Raw genomic sequence first — 24,854 nt, forward strand, 5'->3', positions numbered from 1 at the left:
TTGTCTCCTTTCGGGAGGCAGGTCAGAGGGGACTTCAGTTGGCCGTAGTCGTTAGCAAGGCGAGCTCGCCGATGTTCACGGGTGCGGCCAGGGGTCGTTTTGCTGCAGCGGAGAGGCTCTCAAGGGTAGGAGTAGTTCCCGGGCCGGAGCCGAGGCAGGCGGCCGCGAAACCGCAGACGCGGCCCTGGCACCAGCCCATTCCAGCGCGGGTGAAGGATTTGAGTGTGCGCGCGTCGCGTGCACCCAGATTTTCCCGGGCCTCGGTGATCTCGCGGGCCGTTACCTCTTCGCAGCGGCACACGGTGGTCTGGGGAGTGAGCCAGTCCTGCCAGGCGGCGGGTAAGGGGTGGGCCCGGTGCATGGCCGCGGCGAAGCGCCGGTGCCGCGCCATGGCACGAAAACCCGATACCCCCGCGGGAGCTTCAGCTGCGGCCGCTGCGGCCGCACCAGCGGTGAGGCCCTCAAAGACTGCCAGGGTAGCGCCTCCTACGCCGGTGGCCTCACCTGCCAGGTACAGGCCGGGAATGCTCGATTCCTGCCGCTCGGTGACGACGCCGACAAGGGAGCCGTCCGCATCCAGACGGGTGTCCGCGCCGAGGGACAGGGGTAGCTCCATCTGCGGTGTGAAACCCCAGCCGAAGCCGATGACGTCCACGTTCTGGTAGGCGCGCTCCGTGCCGGGCCGGACCCGGCCGTCGGCGTCCACCTTGGCTGTGCGCACGCCGGAGGCGCGGCCGTCCCCCAGTACCTCCGTGACGATAGTCCTGATGCGGTACGGGATCCGGTGCCGGGCGAACGCGGCGGCGTACTCGAGACCCTCCACGGCTTTCGCCGGCACCCCCGCGGCTGCCCTAAGGTGCGGCAGCCAGGCCGTCGGTGAGGACGACTCCAGCACTGCGAGGACCTGGCCGCCGGCTTCGGCGATGCCCGCCGCCACCGGCAAGAGGAAAGGGCCGGTGCCGGCGATGACGAACCGCTTTCCCGGCAGGGCTCCGTTTCCCTTGATGAACGCCTGGATTCCGCCGGCGGCCATCACGCCGGGCAGGTCCCAACCGGGAACAGGCAGCTGGCGGTCGTAGCCTCCGGGGCATAAAACCAGGCGCCGGGCGATGACGGTGGTGCCGCCGCCGGTCTTCCCGGATGTCCGGTTCCCGGTCACGGTGGGCGTGGTGCGGACAACGAATCCGGTGTCGGCCTTTTCCGTCATCCAGACCTGCTGGCCCGGGAAGTACGCAATTCGTCCCGTGTCATGGGCGGCGTCGAAGCGGGCACGGAGGTCTCGGTAGGTCCGCCAGCCATGGTGGCCCCTACCATCGGGGTCGGGCTCGACGGTTTCGGGGCGGTGGCGCCAGAACTGGCCGCCTGGTTGGGGGCCCGCATCCACAACCACGACGGCGGCTCCGGCCTCGGCCGCCGCGACGGCCGCGGCCAGCCCCGCCGGGCCTGCACCCACGACGGCAACATCCGCGTCAATAGTGCCCGGGAGTGCGGCTCTCATTTCCGTCCCCCTTCTGGTTCGGCCAGTGGAGCGACGGGTGGCTCACAGGAACCCTTGACGTCCATGCCGTCGCGCACTTCGACCAGGCAGGCCCGCTGATTCGGTACGCCGTCGACTGCGACAAGACAGTCGAAGCACACGCCGATGCCGCAGAATAGCCCGCGGGGACGTGCGTGCTTGCGGGTATCGCGCCAAGCAGTGATGCCGTTGGTGACCAGCGCGGATGCCACGCTATGGCCCGGGGCTGTCCTGATCGGGCGGCCGTCAAAGCTCACGGTTACCTCGCCCGGCGTGCTGGAAGGGTTGGCTCCTGATGAGTGGGCGTTCATGCTGTGGCCTCCTCTCGGTGGGTTGTTCTGTTGGGGGCTTGTTCGCCGAATCGGGCCGGGGCAAAAGGGGCCAAATCAAGGTCCGGAGATTGTCCGGCCAGTGCCTGTGCCAGGAGTTTGCCCGTTCCTGCGGATAAGCCAATGCCGGCGCCCTCATGGCCGGCCGCGTGCCAAAGGCCGGGGGCGCGGTCGTCGTGTCCTATCACCGGGAGGTGATCCGGGCAGTAGGGCCGGAAGCCGTGGTAGTGGCGGATGGCCTTAATGTGTTCGAGGAAAGGGAAGAGCGCCACGGCGTTGCCCGCCAGCAGCCTGAGGGCCTCCGTGCTGACGGTGCGGTCGAAGCCGACGCGTTCGCGTGTGGAGCCGATGAGGATGGTGCCGCTGGGGGTTCCTTCTACCACGGGGGAGGCCTGGAGGCCGGCGTCGGAACTGCCCACGTTGTCGATGTATTCGGCTGCATAGACCTTGTGGTGGACCATGGGGGGCAGCGGCTCGGTGACCATAACGAATCCCCGTCGGGGAAGGACCGGAACGCTGACCCCCGCAAGGGCGGCGAGTTGGCCGGCCCACGTCCCGGTGCAGTTGACCACGGCGCTGGCGGAGAAGTCCCCGCGCGGTGTCCGCACACCGGTGACGCGGTCTCCGCTCCGGAGGAAGCCGCTGACGGGCGTCTCGGCAAGGAAAAGTGCTCCGGCTTGTATCGCCAGACGGACCAGGTGCGCGGCAACAAGCATGGGCTGCACCTGGCAGTCTTCCGGGTAGCTCGCCCCGCCCAGGGCGTCCGGCGTGATGTGCGGCTCGGCTTTCCGCAGGTCATCCGGGTCCAGCCTGTCCACCACAACGCCGTAGCCGGCCTGGGCGGCCATCACCCGGTTGAGGGAGGTCAGGCTGCTTTCCCGAGAAGCCACGATGATGCCGCCCTTGGACTCGAATTCCCAGAGCCGCTTGTGCTCAGCCAGATCGCCCTGCCACACGTCCAGAGAGTAGCGGGTCAGTTCAAGCTCGGGACCGAGTTCCTTATCCGAGACAAGGATGTTTCCTTCACAGGCCGACGACGTGCCGCTGGCGGGGAGCCCCTTGTCCAGGACGGTCACGGTGAGGCCTTGTTGCGTTGCGAAATAGGCAGTGGCGGCCCCGATTACGCCTGCGCCGATAATCAGCACATCACTCGCTGCGTTCATGTCTGCTGCTCCACGGCTATCTCGGTCTCCCCGGTGGCCCAAAGGCCACGAGCATGGCTGATGTGTTGGCGCATCAATTCAGTCGCGGCGGCTCCGTCTCCGGCCTCGACGAGGTCCAGCAGAACGTGATGTTCCTGCGCGGAATCGGCCAGCCGGTTGCTTTCGCTCAGGATCTTAAGGCCGTACAGGCGGGTACGGGACCTAAGGCTGGTGGCCAATTCGACAAGCTGGCCGTTGCCGGCATACCGCAAAAGCTCCGCATGGAAAATGCGGTCCGCGGAAAGGTAGTCCGTCAGGTCGCCCTGCCGCGCAGCGTCCACAATGTCGTCGGCCATGGACCGGAGAACCTTGACTCCGGCTGGTGGAATAGTGCCTGCCACATCGCCAACAACAGGCGGTTCGAGAAGCAGCCGGATCTCCGTCAGTTCGTCCAACTCGCGGTCGCTCATGGTGGTGATTCGGAAGCCCTTGTTCTTGACTGTCTCCACCAGGCCTTCACGGGTCAGGTCCATCATCGCCTCGCGCACTGGCGTGGCTGAGACACCCAAAGCGGCGGCAAGTGCCGGCGCGGAATAGAGCGCGCCCTCCTCCAACGTTCCGGCGATGATCGCCGTGCGCAGGGACTCCGTCACTGATTCGCGCAGGCTGTGCTGGCGGCCGAGCGGGGCGATCGGAAGCTGGTTGCTAGCTGGCACAGTGAGCACTCCTTGTTCGGGATTCATGGACGGGTGCCTCCTTCATACACCAGGCCGGCGATCACGAGGTCTTCCCAGGCCATCCCAACCCCCGCGTAGAGGCAAGGCTTTCCTGCCGCCCGCCCGAATTCGCCTTTCACGAGATCGCGGAGGTTGGCCGGACGGATCACCTCCCATTCCTGTGCAGACCGTGCGGGTATCAGGTCCCCGGCTTCGCGCAGCGCTGACGCCCGCCCTTCAACCACGACGTCGCTTCGCAGAACAAGCTCCGCGTCAACCTCCCGGGCATCCAATCCGTGCTGGCCAACGGCTGCCACCACGGCACCGGGGGCAACCAAGCTGCCCCTGAACAGCGGCGTACGGGAGGAGGTAGCGCAGATCACCGCATCAGCCTCAGCCACGTCGTCGGGGGCGCCCGGGCGCACGTCCAGGCCCTCGGCAGCCAGCTGCCCGATCAGCGACGTCACCCTCTTCGGGCGACGTCCGACGACGGTGAGGCGCGCCTCCGGGATTACGGCGTGCGCGGCGCGCAGGTGGTTGAGCGCCTGCACTCCGGTGCCGAACACGAGCACCCGGATCGTTTCGGTGTGCCGGGGAGCGGCGGTAAGGGGCGCAGCTGCAAGGATGTGCTTGATGGCCAGCAGCGTGGTGGCCGGCGTCCGGATGGCGGTGAGCTCGATGCCGTCCATCGTGGCCAGCGGGGTGGACGTATCCGAATCGAACAGAACGTAGACCCCTTGGATCTTTTCCAGCCCCCGTGCCGGGTTGGCTGGCGCCATGGTGAGCGCCTTGATCCCGCTGTACTGCCGGTTCGTCGCAGGCATGAGCAGGAATTCACCGTTTGGTGCTGGGCTGAACAACCGCGGGCTGTCGTCCTCAGGGTCGACCGCGTTCAGGAGCGCCTGCTCCAGGGCCTCGATAGCCGTTGTCCAAGGTGCAGCTGCGCGCACAGCAGCCGAATCGAAGTAGGGAATGTTCACAGCAGGAAACCCGCCGGAAAGGGGTCGGTGGGGTCCAGGAAATACTGGGCGGTACCGGTCAGCCAGGCCCGTCCTGTGACGGTCGGGATTACCGCCGGACGGCCGGCTACTTCCGTCTCCTCGACCAGGCGGCCGATGAATCGGGTGCCGATATAGGACTCGTTGACGAAGTCCGTGTCCAGGGCCAGCTCGCCGCGGCCGTGCAGCTGGGCCATCCGGGCACTTGTCCCTGTGCCGCAGGGGGAACGGTCGAACCAGCCCGGGTGGATGGCCATCGCATGGCGGGAATGTTCGGCCGTGGAGCCGGGTGCATTGAGGTACACGTGGTGACAGCCCCGGATGTCAGCGCGCTCCGGGTGTACCGGTTCATCCGTGGCGTTGATTGCTTCCATGACGGCCAAGCCGGCCTTAAGCAGGTCATCTTTGCGCCCGCGCTCGAACGGCAAACCCAGGCTGTCCAGGTCAACGATGGCGTAGAAGTTTCCGCCGAAGGCCAGGTCGTAGGACACGGCACCGTACCCGGGCACTTCTACCTTCGCGTCCAGCCGCTCCACGAACGAGGGAACGTTGCGGATGGTCACGGACTCGGCGTGCCCGTCCCTCACTGCCACCTCGGCAATGACCAGGCCAGCAGGTGTATCGAGCCGTACTGTGGTGACCGGCTCGATAACCTCCACCATGCCGGTCTCTACCAGGACGGTTGCGACGCCGATGGTGCCGTGGCCGCACATCGGCAGCAGCCCGGAAACCTCGATGTACAAAACGCCGAAGTCCGCGTCCGGCCGTGTGGATGGCTGGAGGATGGCCCCGCTCATCGAGGCGTGGCCCCGCGGCTCCGTCATCAGGAGGGTGCGGATCCAGTCGCTGTTCTCCATAAACCAGAGCCTGCGCTCGGCCATGGTGGCGCCGGGGATCGTCCCGATTCCTCCGGTGATAACCCGCGTGGGCATACCCTCGGTGTGTGAGTCCACGGCGTGGAAAATGCGGCTGGTTCTCATGAAGTGCTTCCTTGTTGTTCCATCGGTTGCTCCGTAACTGCCCTCGGGTTTTCAGGGGCAGTTACGGAGCGGGCGTTGGCCTGGTTGGTTACTTGTAGCCCTTGGCCAGGGCTGCTTCAGTGTCCCGGACGACGGCGTCGCGCACCGCCGGGGAGAGCGGGCCACGCGGCGGGCGGCAGGCACCGCCCCGGAGGCCGACTACATCCATGGACAGCTTGATGGCCTGGACAAACTCGGTCTTGCTGTCCCACCGCAGCAGAGAGTGCAGATCGCGGTAGATCTTGCGGGCGCGCTCGAGGTCAGCGACGTCACCGGAGGTGGAGAGGCGGTAGAGCTCCAGAGTGGACTCCGGGATGGCGTTCGGGTAGCCGGCAACCCAGCCCACGGCACCTGCCAGGCCCATCTCTACTACGGTGTCGTCCGTCCCGATCAGGAGGTCCACCTCCGGAGCGAGCTCCTTGATCTCGTAGGCACGGCGAACGTCGCCGGTGAATTCCTTCACGCCGACAATTAGTCCTTCGCCGTGCAGACGCGCTATGAGTTGGGGGGTCAGATCCACTTTGGTGTCGATCGGGTTGTTGTAGGCCACAATCGGCAGACCGACCTCGGCGGCGCGTCGGTAGTGGTCCACTACCTCGTCATCGTTGGCCCGGTAGGAATTAGGGGGGAGCAGCATCAGGGCTTTCGCGCCGGCTTCGGCGGCTTGCTCTGCCCACTTCTGCGTCTGGAGTCCACCGTAAGCTCCAACGCCGGCCATCACGGTGAAACCCTCCGGCGCGGCCTCGACCGCCGTCGTGATCACACGGGCACGTTCTTCTTCGCTCAGCGTTTGGTACTCGCCCAGCGACCCGCTGGGCGCAACGCCGTCACAGCCTGCGTTGGCCAGGAAACGGACATGTTCAGCGTAGGCGTCATAGTCCACGCTCAGGTCATCCTTGAACGGCAACGCTGTGGCTACGAGTACGCCATGCCAGGGCTTGCGGGTTTCAGTCATTGTGGGTCCTTTCGGTGTGGCACACGCGGCGCCGATATAGTGCTGCCGTGAGATACCTCACAGCTAATCTACCATGTGACATTGCACAGGAGGTATGGGATGCCGGGCCGAAACCCGGCATCCAGGGTTTGTTGTAAGGGGCTAACTTGCGGGAACGACGTACTGCTTATCGGCGACTTTGCCGAGGCCCTCGGAGAGGCCGGCGTCGGTCAGGAGCTTGGTGATGGTCCCATCCGCGCGTTGGGCTTTGATGCCGTCGTCGAGGGCTGTTTGCAGGCTCTTGTTGCCCTTGGTCATCGGGAAGGCGGCCTCGGGTGCGTGGGCTATAGCCCCAACGCGCGCGTCCGGCTTTTCGTTGGCCAGTGCAACCTTGACTCCGGCGACACCCTTGAACTGAAGCACCTGCACCCCGTAAGCGTCGACGTCGGCATCCAGGCGGCCAGCATCGAAATCGGCCTTAAGTTCGACGCTGCTGGGATAGGTGACCAGCTTGTCGCCCAGGATCTTCTTGAGGTCCTCGACCCACAGGTAGCCGTCGATCGTGCCGACCTTCTTCATCTTCTCGAGGTCAGTCACCGTGGTGGCACCTGACTTGGAAACGATCCCCATACCGTCGAGGTAGGTTGAGGCGGAGAAGTCAACGGCCTTGAGCCGCTTTTCGGTGGCGTCGATGGTGCCGACCGCGAGGTCAATGTTGCCGCCGGAGATGGACTGGACGGCATCGGCGTAGGTGGCCTGCTGGTAGGCCGGCTCGAGGCATTCGTCCTTGGCGATCTTGCTGACGATCGAGATATCGATACCGTTGGGATTGCCGCTGTTGTAGCTGCTGAATGGCGGGATGTCTATGACACCGACCGTGAGCTTGCCCGGTGCGACGGTCTGGATGCCCGCGTGCTTGGGTGTGCACGAGGGGGTGCTTGCTGCGGAGGATCCGCTGCAGGCAGTCAGACCGAGGCTGAGGGCGATCGCGCTGGCGGTCAGGATGCCGGCGCCTTTGAGGGGGTGGATATTCATGGTTCCTCCTGTGATGGGGTGCTGGGGTTTGGGAGCCCTGCGGGATAAGTGGAGTGGTTAGTTGTGGCGCGCCATGCGTTTTTCGAAGAAGACGGTGATCCAGGTGGCCGGCATGGAGATGGCGGCATAGCAGAGCCCTGCGAGGGTGAAGACCTGCAGGTAGTTGAAGTCCTGGCTGCCGATGTTATAGGCGGATTTCATGAGCTCGGGGACTGCGATGGCGTAGGCCAGGGACGTGCCTTGGAACATCTGGATCGCTACGCCCATCAGACCCGGAATGGCCGAGCGCATGCCCTGGGGCATGATGACTCGGAAGAAGGCGTCGCGCTGGGACAAGCCAAGAGCATTGGAGGCCTCGAGTTGTCCGCGGGCCACGGACTGGATCCCTGCGCGGATGATCTCGCTTGAGTACGCTGCGGAGTTCCAGGTGAGGGCGAGGCAAGCCGCCGTGATGCTGTCGAAGGTGACGCCGAATTTCGGCAGGCCGTAGTAGAAGAGGTAGAGGATGACCAGGGCCGGGGCCCCGCGGCCTATTTCGACGACGGCGAGACCCAAGGTGCGGGCGGCCAGGCTCTTGGCGGTGACCATGAGGCTCAGGCCCAGGCCCAACGGGTAACCGAAAACGATCGCGATACCGGCGATCAGGAGGCTGACGCCAAGTCCGGACATCATCTGCGGGAGGTAGCCCGCCCATTCTGTTAGCCAGGTCATACGTAGATGGCCTTCCTCATGCGGGAATCGAGTCGACGAGACAGGTAAGCGACCGGCAAGCTGAGCACGATGTAGAGGACGCCTACGAGGATGTAGGGCAGGATCCCCTCCACGGTGGGGTGCTGTCGGGCGAAGGCCTGGGATTGGAAGACCATCTCCGTGACGATGATCGTCGAGGCGATCGAGGAGTCCTTGAGCAGACCGGTCAGGTAGGTGGCGATGGAGGGGGAGACGATGCGAAAGGCCTGCGGGACCACGACACCGAAGAATGTCGTGGGGTTTGCCAGGCCCAGGGCCTGGGACGCTTCGAGCTGACCGCGTGGCACTGCCTGCAAGCCTCCACGGTAGATCTCGGCCAAGTAAGCGATGGATACGACGCCCAGCCCTACTATCGCTGCGGCCACAGGACTGAACTTGAACGTTCCGATCTGGATGCCGAACTTGAGCAGGAACAGCCAGACGATGATCGGTACTCCGCGGACAAGGTCAACGAAGAAACGGCACGCCAGCCGGACCAAGGCGTTCGAGGACGAGAGCCCCACCGCGAGCGGGACGGCCCCGACGATGCCGATCCCGAAAGCCGACAGCGTCAGCAGGATGGTCATGGGCAGCCCTTGGAGGACCGCAGAAAACGCGTCCATATCAGCGCTCCAGCACGGCGCGCAGGAAGCGTCGGGTGCGGGCCTCCCGCGGATCGCTCAGGATGGCCCCCGGATCACCCTGCTCGATAATCTTGCAGTCTGCCATGACCACGAGTGTGTCTGAGACGTCGCGGGCGAACTGCATCTCGTGGGTGACTACGATCATCGTCATGCCATCGGCGGCCAGTTCGCGCATCACGGCCAGGACCTCGAGCCCCACCTCGGGGTCCAAGGCCGACGTCGGTTCGTCGAAGAGCATAATCCCGGGGTCCAGGGCCAGGGCGCGGGCAATCGCAATACGCTGCTGCTGGCCGCCCGAACAGCGGCCGGGATGCTGGTCCGCCTTTTCCCTGAGGCCCACCCGCTCGAGGAGCTGCAGGGAGCGCTCGTCCGCTTCTTCCTTGCTGCGCCCGAGGACCTTCTGCTGCGGGAAGCTGATGTTCTTCAGCGTGGACATGTGCGGGAAGAGGTTGAAGGACTGGAACACCATCCCAACCGTGCGCCGCAAGGCAGCGAGGTCCCGGCTGTTGATTTCCTTGCCCGGTTCGATGGTGTGCTGGGCTACCTGGATGGTGCCGGAGTCGGGACGCTCCAGGAGGTTGATGCACCGCAGGAAGGTGCTCTTACCCGCCCCTGAGGGGCCGATAAGGGCTGTAACAGTTCCCGGTTCGACGTGCAGGGAAACATCATCAAGGACGACATGCTCGCCGTAGCGCTTCGAGATGTTGTCGAGTTTGATGCCGAAACGGGGTGCGATCCTGCCGTCCGCAATTTCTGAAAGGGTCATAGTGATCTTCCATGTGGGGAGCCAATGAGACGCCGGATTGTGTGCCATGTCACGTAATATGTGCAATGGTACATGGCACAACGTAAAATGCAACCCCTTCGGCGATCGCCATAGCCGCTTGCAGGTCAACTCCCGTCCAACAACCCGCAGGATCGCCTAACCATGGAAATCCGACGACGCACCGACGTCGCGGGCATCTTGCCGGACCGCACCGCGCTGGTCCGGCTCGGCAGAGCTGTGCTGGCCCAGCAGGGCGACGGATGGTGCTGAAACAGGCGAAGGCCCGCACCATCAGGTGCGGGCCTTCGTTTCTCCAGGTGGATCCAGGGAGTCAGGCTGGATCCGGGGCGGAGGGCTTGGTGCTGCCTACTTGGGCATCAGGACGGAGTCGATCATGTAGACCGTGGCATTGGCGGTCTTGACGCCGCCGCAGACCACGTTCGCGCCGTCGACCTTGAGCGCGTCCTTGGTGCCGCTGACGGTCACTGAGCCGCCCTCAACCGTCTTGTGCGTTCCGACGATCTGGTCCGGGCTGATCTTGCCGGGAACCACGTGGTAGGTCAGGATCTTGCTCAGCAGGGCGTCGTCCGTCTTGAGCTTGTCGATGGTGGCGGCGTCGATCTTCTTGAACGCGTCATCCGTCGGGGCGAAGACGGTGAATTCGCTGCCGTTCAGGGTGTCCACCAGGTTGACCTTGGGGTTGAGCTTGCCGGATACGGCAGCCGTCAGGGTCGTCAGGATCGGGTTGTTGGAGGCGGCCACGGCGACCGGGTCCAGGGCCATGCCGGACACGGAGCCCTTGCCGCTGGGCACCTGGGCGGCGTACGCGGCGCAGCCGGGGCCAACCAGGTCCGCTGCCGGGTTCGCGGCTGCGGCGGAGGAGCTCATGGACGGCGACGGCGCCATGCTTGAGGTGGACGGCGCGGCCGCCGGAGCCGAGGAGCTGCTGGAGCTCGTGCCGGAACCGCCGCAGGCGGTGAGGCTGAGCATGGCTGCAGCAGCGATACCTGCAACGGCGAAAGTCGTGCGCTTGATGGTCTGCATTTCGAATCTCCCTTGTTGTGCCGATGTATTGCCGGCAGCGGACGTCTTTGCCGCTGTGGCCCTTTTCCGACTGTTGGGCACCGACCCTTGGTTGGTGTCTCAATTGATATTCGCGGGCTCGGCGGACACGGATGGGTGGGATTTGAAATTCTTTTTGGCGCCCCGGCTCAGGGCAGGCGGGGCCGGCGGCTCGGGTGTTCTCCCAGAGTGCGGGTCAGGCGTGGGTGGGCGCCTCGACCAGGGCGGTGGCGATGCTGTCCGCGTCGTCGAGGGCGGCCAGGTAGCGCTCGGCGTCGAGGGCTGCAGCGCACCCGGTTCCGGCGGCGGTGATGGCCTGGCGGTAGCGGTGGTCCACGGCGTCCCCGCAGGCGAAGACGCCGGTCAGGTTGGTGACAGTGGTGGGGGAGTCAACCTTGATGTAGCCCTCGGCGTCGAGCGCCACCTGGCCGTGCAGCAGTTCGGTGCGCGGCAGGTGGCCGATCGCGACGAAGATGCCGGTGGCGGCCAGTTCGCGGGTTTCACCGGTGGAGGTATCGGTCAGGGTGACGCCGGTGACCTTGCCGTCGCCGTGGATGGCAGTGACGGCCGAGTTCCATGCGAAGCGGATCTTGGGGTTGTCCTTGGCCCGCTGGGCCATGATCCGTGAGGCGCGCAGCTCGTTTTTGCGCACGACGACGGTCACCGTCTTGCCGAACCGGGTCAGGAACGTCGCCTCCTCCATGGCGGAGTCGCCGCCGCCGACCACGATGATGTCCTGCCCGCGGAAGAAGAACCCGTCGCAGGTGGCGCACCAGGAAACGCCGTGGCCGCTGAACTTCTTTTCTTCGGGCAGGCCGAGTTCCTTGTAGGCGGAGCCGGTGGCGAGGATGACGGCGGGCGCCTCGTGGATCTCGCCGGCTCCGGTGACCACCCGCTTGAGGTGGCCGCTAAGTGTCACTTCGGTGACGTCGTCGAACACCACCTGCGCGCCGAACTTCTCTGCCTGCTGCTGCAGGCCGTCCATCAGCTCCGGTCCCTGGACGCCCGCCGGGAAGCCGGGGAAGTTTTCCACCTCGGTCGTGTTCATCAGCGCGCCGCCGGCGGTGACCGACCCGGCGAGGACCAGCGGCTTCAGGCCGGCCCGTGCAGCGTAGATCGCCGCGGTGTAACCGGCAGGACCGGATCCAATGATGATCAGCTGTTGCGTGCTCATGAAGACTCCTGGTTGTATCTAGCGGCTACTTGGCGGCAGGGGTAAGCGAGGCGATGAGGTCCACGATACGGGTCTTGATCTCGTCCCGGATGGGCCGGACGGCGTCCACGCCCTGGCCGGCCGGATCTTCGAGGTCCCAGTCCTCGTAACGTTTTCCCGGGAGGATCGGGCAGGTGTCGCCGCAACCCATGGTGATGACGACGTCGGACCCTTTCACGGCGTCGGTGGTGAGGACCTTGGGGATTTCGGCGGACATGTCGACGCCGAGTTCGGCCATGGCCTCGACGGCGGCGGGGTTGATTTTGTCCGCCGGCTGCGAGCCGGCGGAACGGACCTCGATCTGTCCGTCGCCGAGGGCGGTGAGGAAGGCGGCGGCCATCTGGGAGCGGCCGGCGTTGTGGACGCAGACGAACAGGACGGAAGGCTTCTTGGCGGCTTCGGTACGCATAAATTCTCCTGAACGCTGGTGGGGGTTAGACGTAGTGCGGGGCCGGGGCGAAGTAGCGTTTGCGGGCCGCAAGGGCGACATACACCAGTGCAACAAGGACGGGAACTTCGATCAAGGGGCCGACGACGCCGGCCAGGGCCTGCCCGGAGGTGACGCCGAACGTGCCGATCGCCACGGCGATGGCGAGTTCGAAGTTGTTGCCGGCCGCCGTGAAGGCCAGCGTGGTGGTTTTGGCGTAGCCAAGCTCCAGCCACCTGCCGATCAGCATGCCGGCGCCGAAGACCACCAGGAAATAGACCAGCAGCGGCACGGCAATCCGGACCACGTCCAGCGGGCGGGCGGTGATGGTGCCGCCCTGCAGCGCGAACAGCAGGGTAATGGTGAAGAGCAGCCCGTACAGCGCCCACGGTCCGAGCTTCGGCAGAAATGTCCCCTCGTACCAGTCGCGGCCCCTGGCCTTTTCGCCGAGGACCCGGCTGAGGAAGCCGGCGAGCAGGGGTATCCCGAGAAACACCAGCACGGAGGCGGTGATGGTCCAGAAGGAGAAGCCGGCGCTGGTGGCAGGCAGGCCGAGCCAAGCGGGCAGGAGTTGAAGATAGAACCAGCCGAGGGCACCGAAGGCGAAGACCTGGAAGACGGAGTTAATGGCTACCAGCACGGCCGCTGCTTCGCGATCGCCGCAGGCAAGCTCGTTCCAGATCATCACCATCGCGATGCAGCGGGCCAGACCCACAATAATCAGCCCGGTGCGGTACTCCGGCAGGTCCGGGATGAAGATCCACGCTAGGGCGAACATGAACGCCGGCGCCAGGACCCAGTTCAGGACCAGCGAGGTGATCATCAGTTTGCGGTCCCGCACGACGCGGTGTGCATGGTCGTAGCGGACCTTGGCGAGCACCGGGTACATCATGACCAGCAGTCCGACGGCTATGGGCAGGGAAACTTCGCCGATCTTGAGTACCTCGAGGGCGGTGTTCAGGCCCGGGACAAAGTTGCCCAAAAGCAGACCGAGCCCCATCGCGGCAATGATCCAGACGGGCAGGAAGCGGTCCACGGTGGAAAGTTTGCCGACGGCGGCAGGCCCGCCGACAAGAGCGGGGGAGAGTTCAGTCCGGATACTCACGAGCCTCCTGTGCTGCTACTCGTTGCATTGATGGCTATCGATGTGAAGTATTGCCAACTATATCGATGTATGTCAATGAATGGGCATAATGGAGCATGACTTCCCTGCGAACCCCTGAGGTGGGCCTCGCCGCGGCCTGTTGTCCGACGCCCGGTCAGCCGTTCCTAAGTGCGGAGGATGCCCGGCGCAAGGCCTTCGTTTTCAAGGCTCTGGCCGATCCCAACCGGTTGCGGCTGCTTTCCATCGTCAAAGGCGCCGAATCGGGGGAGGCCTGCGTCTGCGATCTCACCGAGCCGCTGGGGCTGAGCCAGCCCACCGTCTCGCACCACCTCAAAATCCTGGTCGACGCCGGCCTGCTGCACCGCGAGAAGCGTGGCACCTGGGCGTACTACTCGCTCGTTCCCGGCGCCATCGAGCAGGCGGCCGGCCTTCTGGCATCCCTCTGAAACAGAGGAACCCCGGTCCGAAGACCGGGGTTCCGCAGGTGCGCAAGGGGGGACTTGAACCCCCACGCCCGAAGGCACAGGAACCTAAATCCTGCGTGTCTGCCAATTTCACCACTCGCGCGCGGCGCCGTCGTCGGCGGGGTCCTCAGAACCTCGACGGCGGATGCCAGGACCCAGTCTACAGTTCGGCTCCGCCGGCGGTACCGCCGCCCCGCCGGCGGCCTCCGGCCAGAAAGGGGCTAGGCGTCGAGCTTGAGGTCGCGTCTCAGCTTGGCGACGTGCCCGGTGGCTCGCACGTTGTACTTCGCCAGGATGACTTTGCCGTCCGGACCGACCACCACGGTGGAACGGATGAGGCCGTCGTAGCTGCGGCCGTAGTTCTTCTTCTCGCCCCATGCCGCGTACGCCTCCGCCACCGCGTGGTCCGGATCGGAGAGCAACGGGAAGCTCAGTCCTTCGGCGGCGGCGAACTTGGCCAGCTTCTCGACCGGGTCGGGGGAGATGCCAACCACGTCACAGCCCGCCGCCCGCAAGGCCGAGAGGGAGTCGCGGAAGTCACAGGCCTGCTTGGTGCACCCGGGAGTGGCGGCCGCGGGATAGAAGTACACCACCGTGCTGCGGCCGCGGAAGTCCTCCAGGCCGACTTCGCGTCCTGTCGAGTCCAGTAGTTGAAAGTCGGGCGCGGTGTCCCCGGGAACGAGTCGTTCAGGCATGCTTATCTCCTTGACGAATTGACGCATACCAGTCTAGGGAGTGCCTGGTCGGGCGACTAATCGGACAGTCGTTATACTCTTTGGTATGCCTGATATGGATCGCTGGCCCACCGGCCGCCTATTGTCCACGGCAGCACGCCTTGTAGAACACTCCTGGAACGAGAAGCTTGGGGCCATCGGCCTCACCCATGCCGGGGTTATCGCGATGGAAGTGCTCTCCGTCCAAGGACCGATGACCCAAGCGCATCTGGCGCAGCTGGTCCGGGTCCAGGCCCAGACCATGGGTAAAACGCTCAGCCGGCTCGAGTCCCACGGCCACATCTCGCGGGAGCGCAGTATCTCGGACCGCCGCAGCCACGTCGTGACACTCACCGAACGCGGACGCGAGGCCGTGCTTGAGGCCTCGGACATGGAACGGTCTGTTCTTGCCGCTGCCTCGATTGATCCGGACTCACTACGGCGCGAGCTGCAAGCCGTGGTCCGGGAACTAGCCAACAAGATTTCCTCGCCGGAGGGGAAAGCCATCGTCACCGCAGCGGACCCGGCCGTTCCCGCCGAGGCGACCAGCCTCGGTTAGGCCACCCGATACCGGGGCCGGTCCGTGTCACGTCCGGGGACCGGCGGCGTGCTCACATAAGGTTTTCCTATGGATACGGCGCCGCCACCCGAATTGGACGGTCAGTCCTCAATCAACGATCTGCTCGACGAGCCGGTGGGGGTTACGCCGGTCCAGCTTGCACTCCCCATCCACTTCCAGGTGTCCACGGCCGGCCGACGCTAGAAGCGGGCCGCAAGTGGCCAGCCGGAAGCCCGCGGAGATCCCCTGACCCGATGGCCGGGAACGTAGTATGTCGAGGATGAGAAAGCGAAGGAGTGCCGGCGTCGTTCTCACTGCCTTGACCGCCCTCGTCCTCACCACCGTTGCCATCACCACCGCCGCCGTCGCAGCTCCGGCAACCGCCGAGCCCTTCGGCCCCACTGAGGGCCGAATAAGCACAGGAAACGTCCTGCTGACCCTCGGCGGACTGCCGGTCTCCGTCTCTGCGCTCCTGAGCCTCGGGGCAGTGTTCCCTAACGGACGAGTTTAATTTTCCCGACCATCCGGCACTTTTGAAGGAGAGAATCCAATGCCTGACTTCCGCAACGGACTACCGCCGATCTGGGCGGATGGACTAGGCCGTGCCAGCATCCGCTCCGTTCAGGCCCTCACCGTAGCTGCCCTGGGCTGGGCGATCGTCTGGGCCGCGACCAGGGTGCCTCTGGTTTTGATTCCGGTACTGATTGCATTGATCCTGGCCGCCGCTATAGCGCCGCTGGTCCGCTGGCTCACGGGTCACAACTGGCCGCGTGCGCTCGCCGTCGTCGCTGCCTTCCTGGCAATCCTGGCCGTCTTCGGGGGTGTCATCACCGGCATTGTGTTCCTCGTCCGGGCGCAGTCCAAGGACCTGGTTGCCAAGTTCACGGTGGGCATTGACCGGCTTCATGCGTTTCTGAACAGCGGGCCGGTCCCGGTCAGCGACGCGCAGATCCTGGCCGCCCGCGAGTCCGTCCAGAAGTTCTTCACCTCCAGCTCCTTCGGTACCGAGGCCCTCACCGGAGCCCGCACCGTCGGGGAAATCCTTGCCGGCATGATCCTCATGGCCGTCACGTTGTTCTTCTTCCTCAAGGACGGTGCCAAGATCCGTGCCTTTGTCATCGGTTTCCTGCCGGAAAGGCACCGGGGCAGAGCGCTCGTGTCCACCGAGCGCAGCGCCGTGGTCCTGGGCGGCTACGTCCGCGGCACCGCGCTGATTGCCGCCACCGACGGCCTCGTCGTCGGGATCGCCCTGGCCATCCTCGGCGTGCCTCTGGCTCTCCCGCTGGGCGCCTTCGTCTTCATCGGCGGGTTCATTCCGATCGTCGGCGCGACCGCGGCCGGCACGCTCGCCGTCGGCGTAGCGCTGATTTCCAACGGGCCAGTGACGGCAATTGTGGTCCTCGCCGCCGTTGTAGGAGCTAACCAACTTGAGCACCACTTCCTGCAGCCCGTCCTGATGGGCAAGGTGCTCAGGATCCATGGACTGGCCATCCTGCTCGCGCTGGCCGCCGGAACCATTCTGGCCGGAATCGTCGGCGCCCTCCTGGCCGTCCCGCTGACCGCCGTCGGCTGGACAATGATCAAGACTTGGTCAGGCCGGGACGCAGGTGACGAGGTTGTTGCGGCGCCGGCTCCGGACGCCTGACGCCGTCGCCGTGTGACGGCCTGACGGTGCTCCGCCGGCGGTGCAGCGCGACGGCGTTGTCGACGCCGCTGGCGGGCCGCGCCGGTGCGGGTTTCAGTAGGTCTTCCCCGTATCGAAGTCAGCCTCTACCAGGAGCATGTAGTCGCGGTCTTCCGGGGTCAGGACCGACCGGTCCCGGCCGGCCGAAAGCTCGGCGTCCCAGATTTCGACGATCATCCGATGCAGTCGTTCCTGCGGCGCAGCGTGCTCTGTTGTCTTGAGGGTCCGCTCCGGGTCGGCACCTTCCAAGGCCTTGTCCCTGATCTCAGAGACCTTGACGACAGTGCGGTCCAGGCGCCGTGCAGCCCGGCGCCGCGTGATGTGCCCGGCGACCGGCGGGATAGTCAATCCGATACCCACAAGGACGACGGCGGCCAGCTCGAACTCCCGGACCGGGACGCCCAGATCCAGATCGAGAGACGGGAACGGGCCCTTGAGCTCTCCGAGCATCATGTCGGTCATAACAATGACCGAAAAGACGCAGCCGAGGCCCACCATGGAGAAGCCAACCCGGAACGACTGCCGCATCCGCGGAACGAAACGGAAGCACGCCCAAGCGATGTGGCCGCAGCTCCACGCAATGAAGCAGAGCATCATCAGCGCGAACAGGGACGTGGCAGCGCGGTTGCTGCGGTCCCCTTCCCAGGCGGTGGTCGTTGAGACCAGACCGGCCAGGACGAAGAAGACGGTCTGGAGCACCAGGGCCAGTGACAGCGGCAGGATCCTCAGCCAGCAGGGACGGGTGTCGGGGTCCGGCGACACAGCGCTGAGGACAGCGGTGCGCAGGTACCAAAGACCCACGATCATGAAGGAATTCAGAACCAACTTGGCCAGGTTCACTCCGCCCAGGACGGGGTCGATGGCCAGGTAGACAGGGGCCGCCAACAACAGGCATGAGGCGCCGGCGAACAAGCCTGCCATGAAGACGGCGTCTTTGCCGTTGCGGCTCAGAGAGGGGATCCGTGCAGCTGCGAGGGCGAACAGCGCACCGGCCATGATGAAAGGGATCACCCGAACACGGCTCCGAAGTTGGCTGGCTGTGCGTAGCGGCGGACGGACCGGCGGATCCTCGCGGCCAGGCGGTCGGCCAGGAGCTCCGCGGTGATTTCGAACTCGTCCAAGAAGTCGGTGCGTTTCAGCGCGGTGACCACTCGCTCCGGGTCCAGGTCGGGGAAGAACGCCCTGGCATAGTCGGGGGAGAGGGTCTCCTGCTCATGCCGCAGGATCATGTGGCCGAATTCGTGCAGGATGATCTGCTGCCGGTGCATTTCGGACGCGGCGGGCGCGTGGAGGATCAGATCAAGGTCATCCATGCCGAACCACAGGCCGCAGACCTTGTCGGTCGGGGTGCCCTTCATCGGCTTGATGATGATTTTGCGGGACCGCAGCTTTTCGATGTGGCGCTGGATGGATCCGAGGGACACGGGGTCCGGCAGATTCAGGGCTTCCTCGGCCTCTTGGGCCCGGGCGCGAGCAGCTGTGTAGATCATTTGTGGGATGGTCCTAGGTTGGCGGCAGTGACCCGGAGTCCCCCGTCTCTGCGTCCGAGCCTAACAGTCCGGTGGGGTCTTTTAGCTGGGATCACGTGGTACGTCGGTGCCCTGTGCGAGCTGTTCGTCGATGATGTCCCGGATCTGCAGTAGCATCTCGGCCGACAGGCCGTCCAGCTGGCGCGCTGCGAAGCTCCGGACCTTGTTGGCCCGCATGGCGGCAAGCAGGTCCATTTGAGCTTCAACTTTCGCAGGCATTTCCTCGCCGCCGTCGGTCAGATAGTCCGGGTTGACGCCGAAGAACATCGCCAGGTTGCGCAGCAGTTCAGTTTTCTTGACTTCGGGGCCGCTGCCGCTGCGCATGTAGTGCCAGCGCGCCCGGGACAGCGGGGTACCGGCGGCGGCCATGGCATCGCGGATGTCGTTGTAGGCAATCTTCCGGCCTTCCGCTTCGGCGGCGTCCAGCAGGAGGTTCAGCTTGCGGGCAAGCGGGGACCCCGTGCGGTCCGGGATCGACGTTTCGTCGGTCACAACGGTCCTTTCAACGGCGGGAGGGTCTGGTGCATCCATTTAGTGCAAAGAGTTGGACATGTCTAATCCTTGCAGGTACTCTCAGCAGGAGGAAATCAGACATGTCCAATTTCTCCGTATGCGACGTGTCTCATCCGGTTATACGGGACCGCGTTCCGGCCAGAGATCAACCGTGGGGGGTGGCCGGAACGCGGTCGTGTTTTAACGTCAGACATCGCCGCTCAGAGTGATGTCCACGGGGCGCGGCCGGATTTCGGGCATCTCGTGGCGGCTGGTCCTTTTGGGGATCTATGCGGAAAGCCTCCGCGCGAGTCCTGGGACTCAAGCGCAGAGGCCGCCGGTCCTCCAAGCTGGGGGGAACTGGAGAACCAATATGAGTCTACTGGTAGAGGTGAAGCCAAGGAATTTCCAGGGCGCAAGAGTGGATTTAGGGTATTACCGCGGGAAATCATGAAGCTGACCCACGACAACCTGGGCACAAGAAAACCCCGCCTTTGCCGACCAGTGGCCAGTAAAGACGGGGTTTTCGCTGGTGCACCCCCCGGGACTTGAACCCGGAACCCATTGATTAAGAGTCAATTGCTCTGCCAATTGAGCTAGAGGTGCAGCTGTTGTTTCTGTTGCCGGGGCTTTTTATTTCCCGCGGTGTTCTCCGCAACGACATGAAACTCTACACGAGTTTGGCCGGAGTGTGAAATCAGCCCCGAGTGCTCCGGTGGCGCTACCGGCGGAGGCTCAAAACAAGCACAAAATCGGGGTTCTGGTTGTTGCTCAGGGCCCACAGGCGGCCGTCCGGCGCGCGCGAGACGTCACGGATACGGCCGTACTCGCCGGTGAAATAGGCAACAGGATCGCCGGCAAAATCGCCACGTAGTGGAACTACCCACAGGCGCTGGCCCCGAAGTGCCCCGAGGTAAGCCGTGTCACCAACAATCTGGAGGCCGCTGGGCGACGACTCCGCCGTCGACGGCCACACCACCTTGGCGTCCAGGAATCCCTCGCGGTGCGGCGCGCCCGTCACCATCGGCCAGCCGTAGTTGCCGCCGGGGACGATCAGGTTGAGTTCGTCGTCTACGTCCGGGCCGAATTCGCTCGCCCACAGCCGCCCCGCGCGGTCCCAATCGAGTCCCTGGACGTTCCGGTGCCCCAGGCTGTAAACAGGGTTGTGGCCGAAGGGATTGCCGGGCGCGGGTTTCCCCTCGGGGGTCAGGCGGAGAATTTTGCCGCCCAGGGCGTTCCGGTCCTGCGGCTGGTCGCGGCGCTGGGAATCGCCGGTACCGACGTAGAGGAAGCCGTCCGGGCCGAAGCGTATTCGGCCGCCGTTGTGCGTAGAGGCCTTGGGGATCCCGGTGAAGATCACGTCCGGCGCTCCCAGGACCGGCCTCCCGCCCCTGTCGTCAAGCCGAAAGCGGGCAATCCGGTTGTCGGCCTGTGCGGTGAAATAGGCGTACAGGAACCGGTCTGACGCGAAGTCCGGGGACAGCGCCAGCCCCAAAAGGCCGCCTTCTCCGCCTGGGACAACGTCAGGTACCTTGCCCACCGTGGCCGCCGGGCCGCTGCCGCCCGGCGGCACAACTTTCAGCAGCGCACTGTCCCGTTCCGAGATGAGGGCAGCGCCGTCCGGCAGGAAGACCGTCGACCATGGCAGCGTCAGCCCGGCATCTATGCGGGCAGCAACCGTCGGCGCCTCCGGACCGGCTGGGCTGGTGCCGTCGGAGGGGACGGGAACGGGATTAGTGGTGCAGGCCGCCGCTGCCAGGGATAGGGCCGCCGCAGCGGCAGCCCAGGCGGCCCGCAGCGGCGACCGCCGAGGCATGGTTACAGCCGTGAACGGCGGGGCGGGCGGAAGCCCGCAGCCTCGGCATGGGCCGGGGAAAGGAACCAGACCTCAGCACGGGTGTCCTCATACGACGGGCTGGTCTCATCGTGGTAGATCATCGACGAGGCCTCTCCCTTGACGGAGAAACCCTCCGGCCCGCTGCCATCGGTGGCCGGAGCCGCAGACCCCTCGCCGTACGGCTGCTCCACGGCCAGATGCCCGGCCGGCGCCGCGGTATGGCTCGCGATGCCCTCGGAGGCTGCCACCGAGGATGCGGACTGCGCCGTCTCTGGCTCCGCCGCTTCGGCCGCCGCGGATTCCGCACCGGGAAGGGTGGGGGCGTGCGGGGCGGTGTACTCGGGGTGGTGCAGCGGGGCGTGTTCCGCGGACGGGTGCGCCGGCTCGGCCGCGGATGCAGGCAGGGTCTCAGACGCGGGTGCTTCCATGTCGGGCAACGGGGCTGCGTCCGCCGGTGCGGTGGCAGTGCCTACGGTGGCTTCCATCCCCGCGGACTGGCCCCCGTCGGCCGGGTGTGCGGCGTGCGCCCCGCGGGGAACGTCGTGGTGCGTGGTGGCCTGCGGCTCGACCGGCGGCGTTTCCGACCACTGGGTCTCCCATTCGGGGCCGCTTTGGGGCGTATTTTCCACAGCAGAACTCCCGCCGGGCACGCTGCCCGGATGCGCGATGTCGGGCGCTGCGGCAACTGCGTCGTCGGCCGCGCGTTCCTCGGCGGTGGTTGGTGGAACCGGCTCGGCATTGCCGAAGCCGGCCGCGGACGGGATCCCTGTCGTCGCGGCCGCGACGGCTGACGCTGCGGCGTTCCCGCCGGAAAGTGCGCCGTCGTGCTTTTCCCGGCTTGCAGAAGCCAGCGGTGCGGCGTCGGACCCCGACCCGGTGGATGTCGACGTTCCAGCGCCACCGCGGGAATTGTTGCGGTTCAGCAGCCACCACACGATGCCGACAATCACCACGATCACGATGAGCCAGATAATCCAATCCATGGCCGAATCCTTCTGTCCAAGCGGCAGGGTTGCCGATGCTTGACGTTACGTCCGGCCACTCGCGGCTGTCCATAGTTCCCCACGCGCCCCTGTAGCCTCGCTTCATGGATGTCAAGAGACTGCGGATTCTTCGCGAACTGGCGGACCGCGGAACCGTGGGGGCTACCGCCGAGGCCCTGCGGGTGACGCCGTCGGCCGTGTCGCAACAGCTCAAGACCCTGCAGGAAGAACTGGGCGTGGTCCTCGTCGAAAAGTCGGGCCGGGGAGTCCGGCTGACCGAGGCAGGGCTGGCGATGGCCGGCGCTGCCGCCGACGTGTCCACCGCCATGGCCCGCGCCGAAGCGACCATCGACACCTACCGGCTCGGCCGGCAAACCCAGATCAAGGCGGCTTTCTTTCCCAGTTCCGCGGAGATGTTCCTGCCGGGGCTGTTACACCGCGTCAAGGAGATCGACGGGCTCCGCTTCGAGGCGCACTTCGAGGATCCCGGCGTCGCCGGCTTTGCCGCCCTGGCCGCGGACTACGACATTGTCCTGGCGCACAGCGTCGACGGGCCCGAAGTATTCGCCCGGCAGGACCTCTTGGTGATCCCCTTGCTGGACGAGCCGTTGGACGTGGCGGTCCCGGCTGCCCACGCACTGGCGGGCAAGGCCACGCTCAGCGCCGCAGACCTTGTGGGATTCCCCTGGATGGGTGTGCCCGACGGCTTCCCCTTCGACGCCGTGCTGCGCCAGATCGAAACGCAGGCCGGCGCTCCGGCCCTGCGGGCGCAGCTCTTCCCGGACCTGCGTGTCCTGGAAGCGCTGGTCAGCGCCGGGCACGGGCTCAGCCTGTTGCCGCGTTACACCGCGCTCAAAAATCAGGGGAGCGGCTTCGTGCTGCGCCCGCTCCGCGGCGTGAAAGCCAGCCGAAGCATCGTGGCACTGGTCCGTCCCGAAGTCGCCGCCCGGACCACCATCCAGCAGGTGCTCGGCATGCTCAAGGCTGAGGCCCGGGGAGTCGCCGAAGCCTCCGAACGTCGTGACACGCCTCACAGCGGCTGACCGCAGAACCGGATCGGGGGCCGGAAAGTCCAAGGAGTGAGACGGATGTCCACTATTTGGATGAAATATTCCCTATTTTGGGCTTAATGAGCCGAGCCGGCTCGTGGCGCCTGCCGGCGGGGCCCTAGACTTTGAGCCATGAGTCAGGACACCCAAACAGCAGCAGACACCAAGCCGGACATCAAGCCCCGCAGCCGGGTCGTCACCGATGGCATCCATGCCGCACCGTCGCGCGGAATGCTCCGGGCGGTCGGCATGGGCGACGACGACTTCGCCAAACCGCAGATTGGCGTGGCGAGCTCCTGGAACGAAATCACTCCCTGCAACCTTTCCCTGAACAGGCTCGCCCAGGGCGCCAAGGAAGGCGTCTTCGCCGGCGGCGGCTTCCCGATGCAGTTCGGCACCATCTCCGTCTCCGACGGCATCTCCATGGGCCACGAGGGCATGCACTTCTCCCTGGTGTCCCGCGAGGTCATCGCCGACTCGGTGGAAACCGTGATGCAAGCCGAGCGCATCGACGGCTCGGTGCTGCTGGCCGGCTGCGACAAGTCCCTGCCCGGCATGCTGATGGCAGCTGCCCGGCTGGACCTGGCTTCGGTCTTCCTCTATGCCGGCTCGATCATGCCTGGCTGGGTCAAGCTCGAGGACGGCTCCGAAAAGGAAGTCACCCTGATCGACGCCTTCGAAGCCGTGGGCGCCTGCGCCGCCGGCAAGATGAGCCGCGGGGACCTGGACCGCATTGAAAAAGCCATCTGCCCGGGCGAAGGTGCCTGTGGCGGGATGTACACGGCCAACACCATGGCCTGCATTGGCGAGGCACTGGGCATGTCCCTGCCCGGCTCCGCCGCTCCCCCCTCCGCGGACCGCCGCCGAGACGTCTTTGCGCACAAGTCCGGCGAGGCCGTCGTCAACCTCCTCCGCCTCGGCATCACGGCCCGCGACATCCTGACGAAGAAGGCCTTCGAGAACGCCATCGCCGTCACCATGGCCTTCGGCGGCTCCACCAACGCAGTGCTGCACCTGTTGGCCATCGCCCGCGAAGCGGAAGTCGACCTCAGCCTGGAGGACTTCAACCGGATCGGCGACAAGATCCCGCACCTGGGCGACCTCAAGCCGTTCGGCCGCTATGTCATGACCGACGTCGACAAGATCGGCGGCGTGCCGGTCATCATGAAGGCCCTGCTCGACGCCGGCCTGATCCACGGCGACTGCCTCACCGTCACCGGCAAGACCGTGGCCGAAAACCTCGCCGCGATCAACCCGCCGGATCCCGACGGCAAGGTCCTGCGCGCCATGGACAACCCCATCCATAAGACGGGCGGCATCACGATCCTGCACGGTTCGATGGCGCCGGAAGGCGCCGTTGTGAAGACGGCCGGCTTCGACGCCGACGTCTTCGAGGGCAACGCCCGCGTGTTCGAGCGCGAACAGGGCGCTCTGGACGCACTCAACAATGCCCAGATCAAGGCCGGCGACGTCGTCGTCATCCGCTACGAGGGGCCCAAGGGCGGACCGGGCATGCGCGAAATGCTTGCCATCACGGGCGCCATCAAGGGTGCCGGCCTCGGCAAGGATGTCCTGCTGCTCACCGACGGCCGCTTCTCCGGCGGCACCACCGGACTGTGCATCGGCCATGTCGCCCCGGAAGCGGCCGACGGCGGCCCCATCGCCTTCGTCAAGGACGGCGACCGGATCCGCGTGGACATCGCCGCCCGCACGTTCGACCTGCTGGTGGACGACGCCGAACTCGAGTCCCGCAAGGTGGGCTGGGAGCCGCTGCCGGCCAAGTTCACCAAGGGCGTGCTCGCCAAGTACGCCAAGCTCGTGCACAGCGCCTCAACCGGCGCGTACTGCGGCTAAACGCCATCTTGTTGGCCTCCGGCGGTGATATAGCCGCTGGAGGCGGCAGGGCTTA

General features: G+C 65.6%; 28 protein-coding genes, 2 tRNA genes and 1 pseudogene. 8 read left to right on the forward strand and 23 right to left on the reverse strand.

The annotated features are described in order from the left end of the window. Positions 1–34: 34 nt before the first annotated feature. The 11 genes from ABIB14_RS01080 to ABIB14_RS01130 form a co-directional block, all read right to left on the reverse strand. On the reverse strand, positions 35–1,498 hold the full coding sequence (locus ABIB14_RS01080) for an FAD/NAD(P)-dependent oxidoreductase (RefSeq protein WP_354233437.1): 1,464 nt from the start codon (positions 1,496–1,498) through the stop codon (positions 35–37). Continuing rightward, a complete protein-coding gene (locus ABIB14_RS01085) occupies positions 1,495–1,827 on the reverse strand; it encodes a (2Fe-2S)-binding protein (RefSeq protein ID WP_354233438.1) in 333 nt (110 codons plus the stop codon). Before ABIB14_RS01085 ends, ABIB14_RS01080 begins: the two co-directional genes overlap by 4 nt. Further along, positions 1,824–3,008, reverse strand: a complete 1,185-nt coding sequence (locus tag ABIB14_RS01090) for an NAD(P)/FAD-dependent oxidoreductase (protein WP_354233439.1) — start codon at positions 3,006–3,008, stop codon at positions 1,824–1,826. The genes ABIB14_RS01085 and ABIB14_RS01090 overlap by 4 nt, the downstream gene beginning before the upstream one ends. Beyond that, positions 3,005–3,730 carry a GntR family transcriptional regulator gene (locus ABIB14_RS01095; protein WP_354233440.1) on the reverse strand — a complete coding sequence of 242 codons (726 nt, stop codon included), beginning with the start codon at positions 3,728–3,730 and terminating at the stop codon, positions 3,005–3,007. Before ABIB14_RS01095 ends, ABIB14_RS01090 begins: the two co-directional genes overlap by 4 nt. Then, a complete protein-coding gene (locus ABIB14_RS01100; RefSeq protein WP_354233441.1) occupies positions 3,727–4,683 on the reverse strand; it encodes an ornithine cyclodeaminase family protein in 957 nt (318 codons plus the stop codon). Before ABIB14_RS01100 ends, ABIB14_RS01095 begins: the two co-directional genes overlap by 4 nt. Next, positions 4,680–5,681 (reverse strand): proline racemase family protein, encoded by a 1,002-nt coding sequence (locus ABIB14_RS01105; RefSeq protein ID WP_354233442.1) that lies wholly within the window; start codon positions 5,679–5,681, stop codon positions 4,680–4,682. The genes ABIB14_RS01100 and ABIB14_RS01105 overlap by 4 nt, the downstream gene beginning before the upstream one ends. An 88-nt stretch (positions 5,682–5,769) precedes the next feature. After that, entirely contained in the window at positions 5,770–6,675 is a 906-nt protein-coding gene (locus tag ABIB14_RS01110; protein ID WP_354233443.1) for a dihydrodipicolinate synthase family protein, read from the reverse strand. A gap of 141 nt (positions 6,676–6,816) precedes the next feature. Beyond that, the gene (locus ABIB14_RS01115) at positions 6,817–7,689 is read right to left on the reverse strand and encodes a substrate-binding periplasmic protein (RefSeq protein WP_354233444.1); all 873 of its coding nucleotides are present in this window, start codon (positions 7,687–7,689) and stop codon (positions 6,817–6,819) included. Positions 7,690–7,746: 57 nt separating this feature from the next. Next, positions 7,747–8,400, reverse strand: coding sequence for an amino acid ABC transporter permease (locus tag ABIB14_RS01120; RefSeq protein ID WP_354233445.1), 654 nt, complete (start codon positions 8,398–8,400; stop codon positions 7,747–7,749). After that, positions 8,397–9,041, reverse strand: coding sequence for an amino acid ABC transporter permease (locus ABIB14_RS01125; protein ID WP_354233446.1), 645 nt, complete (start codon positions 9,039–9,041; stop codon positions 8,397–8,399). Before ABIB14_RS01125 ends, ABIB14_RS01120 begins: the two co-directional genes overlap by 4 nt. A gap of 1 nt (position 9,042) precedes the next feature. Then, positions 9,043–9,828 (reverse strand): amino acid ABC transporter ATP-binding protein, encoded by a 786-nt coding sequence (locus ABIB14_RS01130; RefSeq protein WP_354233447.1) that lies wholly within the window; start codon positions 9,826–9,828, stop codon positions 9,043–9,045. Positions 9,829–9,954: 126 nt separating this feature from the next. On the opposite strand from ABIB14_RS01130, the pseudogene ABIB14_RS01135 reads away from it, so the two are divergent. Beyond that, positions 9,955–10,092: pseudogene (locus tag ABIB14_RS01135) on the forward strand (transposase); the annotation flags it as partial. A gap of 102 nt (positions 10,093–10,194) precedes the next feature. On the opposite strand, the gene ABIB14_RS01140 reads toward ABIB14_RS01135, so the two are convergent. From ABIB14_RS01140 to arsB, 4 genes are all read right to left on the reverse strand, one after another. After that, complete coding sequence (locus ABIB14_RS01140; RefSeq protein ID WP_354233449.1) at positions 10,195–10,872, reverse strand: fasciclin domain-containing protein; 678 nt, start codon at positions 10,870–10,872, stop codon at positions 10,195–10,197. Positions 10,873–11,086: 214 nt separating this feature from the next. Next, on the reverse strand, positions 11,087–12,064 hold the full coding sequence (gene trxB / locus ABIB14_RS01145) for a thioredoxin-disulfide reductase (protein WP_354233450.1): 978 nt from the start codon (positions 12,062–12,064) through the stop codon (positions 11,087–11,089). A gap of 25 nt (positions 12,065–12,089) precedes the next feature. Then, entirely contained in the window at positions 12,090–12,512 is a 423-nt protein-coding gene (locus ABIB14_RS01150; RefSeq protein ID WP_354233451.1) for an arsenate reductase ArsC, read from the reverse strand. A gap of 25 nt (positions 12,513–12,537) precedes the next feature. Beyond that, positions 12,538–13,629, reverse strand: a complete 1,092-nt coding sequence (gene arsB, locus ABIB14_RS01155; protein ID WP_502909574.1) for an ACR3 family arsenite efflux transporter — start codon at positions 13,627–13,629, stop codon at positions 12,538–12,540. A 101-nt stretch (positions 13,630–13,730) separates the two neighbouring features. Here arsB and ABIB14_RS01160 point away from each other — a divergent pair, with 101 nt between their 5' ends. Then, positions 13,731–14,081 (forward strand): ArsR/SmtB family transcription factor, encoded by a 351-nt coding sequence (locus ABIB14_RS01160; protein ID WP_354233453.1) that lies wholly within the window; start codon positions 13,731–13,733, stop codon positions 14,079–14,081. A 39-nt stretch (positions 14,082–14,120) separates the two neighbouring features. On the opposite strand, the gene ABIB14_RS01165 is transcribed toward ABIB14_RS01160, so the two are convergent. Both ABIB14_RS01165 and bcp read right to left on the reverse strand, forming a co-directional pair. After that, positions 14,121–14,202, reverse strand: a tRNA-Leu gene (locus ABIB14_RS01165). A gap of 118 nt (positions 14,203–14,320) precedes the next feature. After that, positions 14,321–14,794 carry a thioredoxin-dependent thiol peroxidase gene (gene bcp, locus ABIB14_RS01170; RefSeq protein ID WP_354233455.1) on the reverse strand — a complete coding sequence of 158 codons (474 nt, stop codon included), beginning with the start codon at positions 14,792–14,794 and terminating at the stop codon, positions 14,321–14,323. Between the two features lie 85 nt (positions 14,795–14,879). Here bcp and ABIB14_RS01175 point away from each other — a divergent pair, with 85 nt between their 5' ends. The 4 genes from ABIB14_RS01175 to ABIB14_RS01190 all read left to right on the forward strand — a co-directional run bounded on the left by ABIB14_RS01175 (position 14,880) and on the right by ABIB14_RS01190 (position 17,016). Beyond that, positions 14,880–15,371 (forward strand): MarR family winged helix-turn-helix transcriptional regulator, encoded by a 492-nt coding sequence (locus ABIB14_RS01175; protein WP_502909573.1) that lies wholly within the window; start codon positions 14,880–14,882, stop codon positions 15,369–15,371. Between the two features lie 69 nt (positions 15,372–15,440). Beyond that, positions 15,441–15,575: a hypothetical protein gene (locus ABIB14_RS01180; protein WP_354233457.1), complete on the forward strand. Its 135-nt coding sequence runs from the start codon at positions 15,441–15,443 to the stop codon at positions 15,573–15,575. Between the two features lie 76 nt (positions 15,576–15,651). After that, positions 15,652–15,882, forward strand: a complete 231-nt coding sequence (locus tag ABIB14_RS01185; protein ID WP_354233458.1) for a hypothetical protein — start codon at positions 15,652–15,654, stop codon at positions 15,880–15,882. 39 nt (positions 15,883–15,921) lie between these two features. After that, positions 15,922–17,016, forward strand: coding sequence for an AI-2E family transporter (locus tag ABIB14_RS01190; protein ID WP_354233460.1), 1,095 nt, complete (start codon positions 15,922–15,924; stop codon positions 17,014–17,016). Positions 17,017–17,109: 93 nt separating this feature from the next. Here ABIB14_RS01190 and ABIB14_RS01195 read toward each other — a convergent pair whose 3' ends face one another. The 6 genes from ABIB14_RS01195 to ABIB14_RS01220 form a co-directional block, all read right to left on the reverse strand. Then, positions 17,110–18,066 (reverse strand): hypothetical protein, encoded by a 957-nt coding sequence (locus ABIB14_RS01195; protein ID WP_354233462.1) that lies wholly within the window; start codon positions 18,064–18,066, stop codon positions 17,110–17,112. Further along, positions 18,063–18,545 (reverse strand): hypothetical protein, encoded by a 483-nt coding sequence (locus ABIB14_RS01200; protein WP_354233463.1) that lies wholly within the window; start codon positions 18,543–18,545, stop codon positions 18,063–18,065. Before ABIB14_RS01200 ends, ABIB14_RS01195 begins: the two co-directional genes overlap by 4 nt. Positions 18,546–18,626: 81 nt before the next feature. Further along, a complete protein-coding gene (locus ABIB14_RS01205; RefSeq protein ID WP_354233465.1) occupies positions 18,627–19,076 on the reverse strand; it encodes a hypothetical protein in 450 nt (149 codons plus the stop codon). Positions 19,077–19,606: 530 nt separating this feature from the next. Continuing rightward, positions 19,607–19,682 (reverse strand) — tRNA-Lys (locus ABIB14_RS01210). A gap of 115 nt (positions 19,683–19,797) precedes the next feature. Next, positions 19,798–20,892 (reverse strand): PQQ-dependent sugar dehydrogenase, encoded by a 1,095-nt coding sequence (locus ABIB14_RS01215; protein WP_354233466.1) that lies wholly within the window; start codon positions 20,890–20,892, stop codon positions 19,798–19,800. A gap of 2 nt (positions 20,893–20,894) precedes the next feature. Further along, the gene (locus ABIB14_RS01220) at positions 20,895–21,896 is read right to left on the reverse strand and encodes a sunset domain-containing protein (RefSeq protein WP_354233468.1); all 1,002 of its coding nucleotides are present in this window, start codon (positions 21,894–21,896) and stop codon (positions 20,895–20,897) included. Positions 21,897–22,000: 104 nt separating this feature from the next. Between ABIB14_RS01220 and ABIB14_RS01225 the strand changes: the two genes are divergently transcribed. Both ABIB14_RS01225 and ilvD read left to right on the forward strand, forming a co-directional pair. Beyond that, complete coding sequence (locus tag ABIB14_RS01225; RefSeq protein ID WP_354233470.1) at positions 22,001–22,939, forward strand: LysR family transcriptional regulator; 939 nt, start codon at positions 22,001–22,003, stop codon at positions 22,937–22,939. A 138-nt stretch (positions 22,940–23,077) separates the two neighbouring features. Next, positions 23,078–24,799 carry a dihydroxy-acid dehydratase gene (ilvD, locus tag ABIB14_RS01230; protein WP_354233472.1) on the forward strand — a complete coding sequence of 574 codons (1,722 nt, stop codon included), beginning with the start codon at positions 23,078–23,080 and terminating at the stop codon, positions 24,797–24,799. The last annotated feature ends 55 nt before the right edge of the window (positions 24,800–24,854 follow it).

It is taken from the genome of Arthrobacter sp. UYEF3 (assembly GCF_040546245.1).
Lineage (GTDB): Bacteria > Actinomycetota > Actinomycetes > Actinomycetales > Micrococcaceae > Arthrobacter.

Coding starts and splice junctions, on each gene's coding strand:
- ABIB14_RS01220 (WP_354233468.1), bottom strand. CDS start 21,896: ATGGATTGGATTATCTGGCTCATCGTGATCGTGGTGATTGTCGGCATC.
- ABIB14_RS01090 (WP_354233439.1), bottom strand. CDS start 3,008: ATGAACGCAGCGAGTGATGTGCTGATTATCGGCGCAGGCGTAATCGGG.
- ABIB14_RS01080 (WP_354233437.1), bottom strand. CDS start 1,498: ATGAGAGCCGCACTCCCGGGCACTATTGACGCGGATGTTGCCGTCGTG.
- ABIB14_RS01085 (WP_354233438.1), bottom strand. CDS start 1,827: ATGAACGCCCACTCATCAGGAGCCAACCCTTCCAGCACGCCGGGCGAG.
- ABIB14_RS01180 (WP_354233457.1), top strand. CDS start 15,441: ATGGATACGGCGCCGCCACCCGAATTGGACGGTCAGTCCTCAATCAAC.
- ABIB14_RS01200 (WP_354233463.1), bottom strand. CDS start 18,545: ATGATCTACACAGCTGCTCGCGCCCGGGCCCAAGAGGCCGAGGAAGCC.
- trxB (WP_354233450.1), bottom strand. CDS start 12,064: ATGAGCACGCAACAGCTGATCATCATTGGATCCGGTCCTGCCGGTTAC.
- bcp (WP_354233455.1), bottom strand. CDS start 14,794: ATGCCTGAACGACTCGTTCCCGGGGACACCGCGCCCGACTTTCAACTA.
- ABIB14_RS01190 (WP_354233460.1), top strand. CDS start 15,922: ATGCCTGACTTCCGCAACGGACTACCGCCGATCTGGGCGGATGGACTA.
- ABIB14_RS01125 (WP_354233446.1), bottom strand. CDS start 9,041: ATGGACGCGTTTTCTGCGGTCCTCCAAGGGCTGCCCATGACCATCCTG.
- ABIB14_RS01160 (WP_354233453.1), top strand. CDS start 13,731: ATGACTTCCCTGCGAACCCCTGAGGTGGGCCTCGCCGCGGCCTGTTGT.
- ABIB14_RS01115 (WP_354233444.1), bottom strand. CDS start 7,689: ATGAATATCCACCCCCTCAAAGGCGCCGGCATCCTGACCGCCAGCGCG.
- ABIB14_RS01095 (WP_354233440.1), bottom strand. CDS start 3,730: ATGAATCCCGAACAAGGAGTGCTCACTGTGCCAGCTAGCAACCAGCTT.
- ABIB14_RS01120 (WP_354233445.1), bottom strand. CDS start 8,400: ATGACCTGGCTAACAGAATGGGCGGGCTACCTCCCGCAGATGATGTCC.
- ABIB14_RS01110 (WP_354233443.1), bottom strand. CDS start 6,675: ATGACTGAAACCCGCAAGCCCTGGCATGGCGTACTCGTAGCCACAGCG.
- ABIB14_RS01185 (WP_354233458.1), top strand. CDS start 15,652: ATGAGAAAGCGAAGGAGTGCCGGCGTCGTTCTCACTGCCTTGACCGCC.
- ABIB14_RS01175 (WP_502909573.1), top strand. CDS start 14,880: ATGCCTGATATGGATCGCTGGCCCACCGGCCGCCTATTGTCCACGGCA.
- ABIB14_RS01150 (WP_354233451.1), bottom strand. CDS start 12,512: ATGCGTACCGAAGCCGCCAAGAAGCCTTCCGTCCTGTTCGTCTGCGTC.
- ABIB14_RS01105 (WP_354233442.1), bottom strand. CDS start 5,681: ATGAGAACCAGCCGCATTTTCCACGCCGTGGACTCACACACCGAGGGT.
- ABIB14_RS01225 (WP_354233470.1), top strand. CDS start 22,001: ATGGATGTCAAGAGACTGCGGATTCTTCGCGAACTGGCGGACCGCGGA.
- ABIB14_RS01140 (WP_354233449.1), bottom strand. CDS start 10,872: ATGCAGACCATCAAGCGCACGACTTTCGCCGTTGCAGGTATCGCTGCT.
- ABIB14_RS01130 (WP_354233447.1), bottom strand. CDS start 9,828: ATGACCCTTTCAGAAATTGCGGACGGCAGGATCGCACCCCGTTTCGGC.
- ilvD (WP_354233472.1), top strand. CDS start 23,078: ATGAGTCAGGACACCCAAACAGCAGCAGACACCAAGCCGGACATCAAG.
- ABIB14_RS01215 (WP_354233466.1), bottom strand. CDS start 20,892: ATGCCTCGGCGGTCGCCGCTGCGGGCCGCCTGGGCTGCCGCTGCGGCG.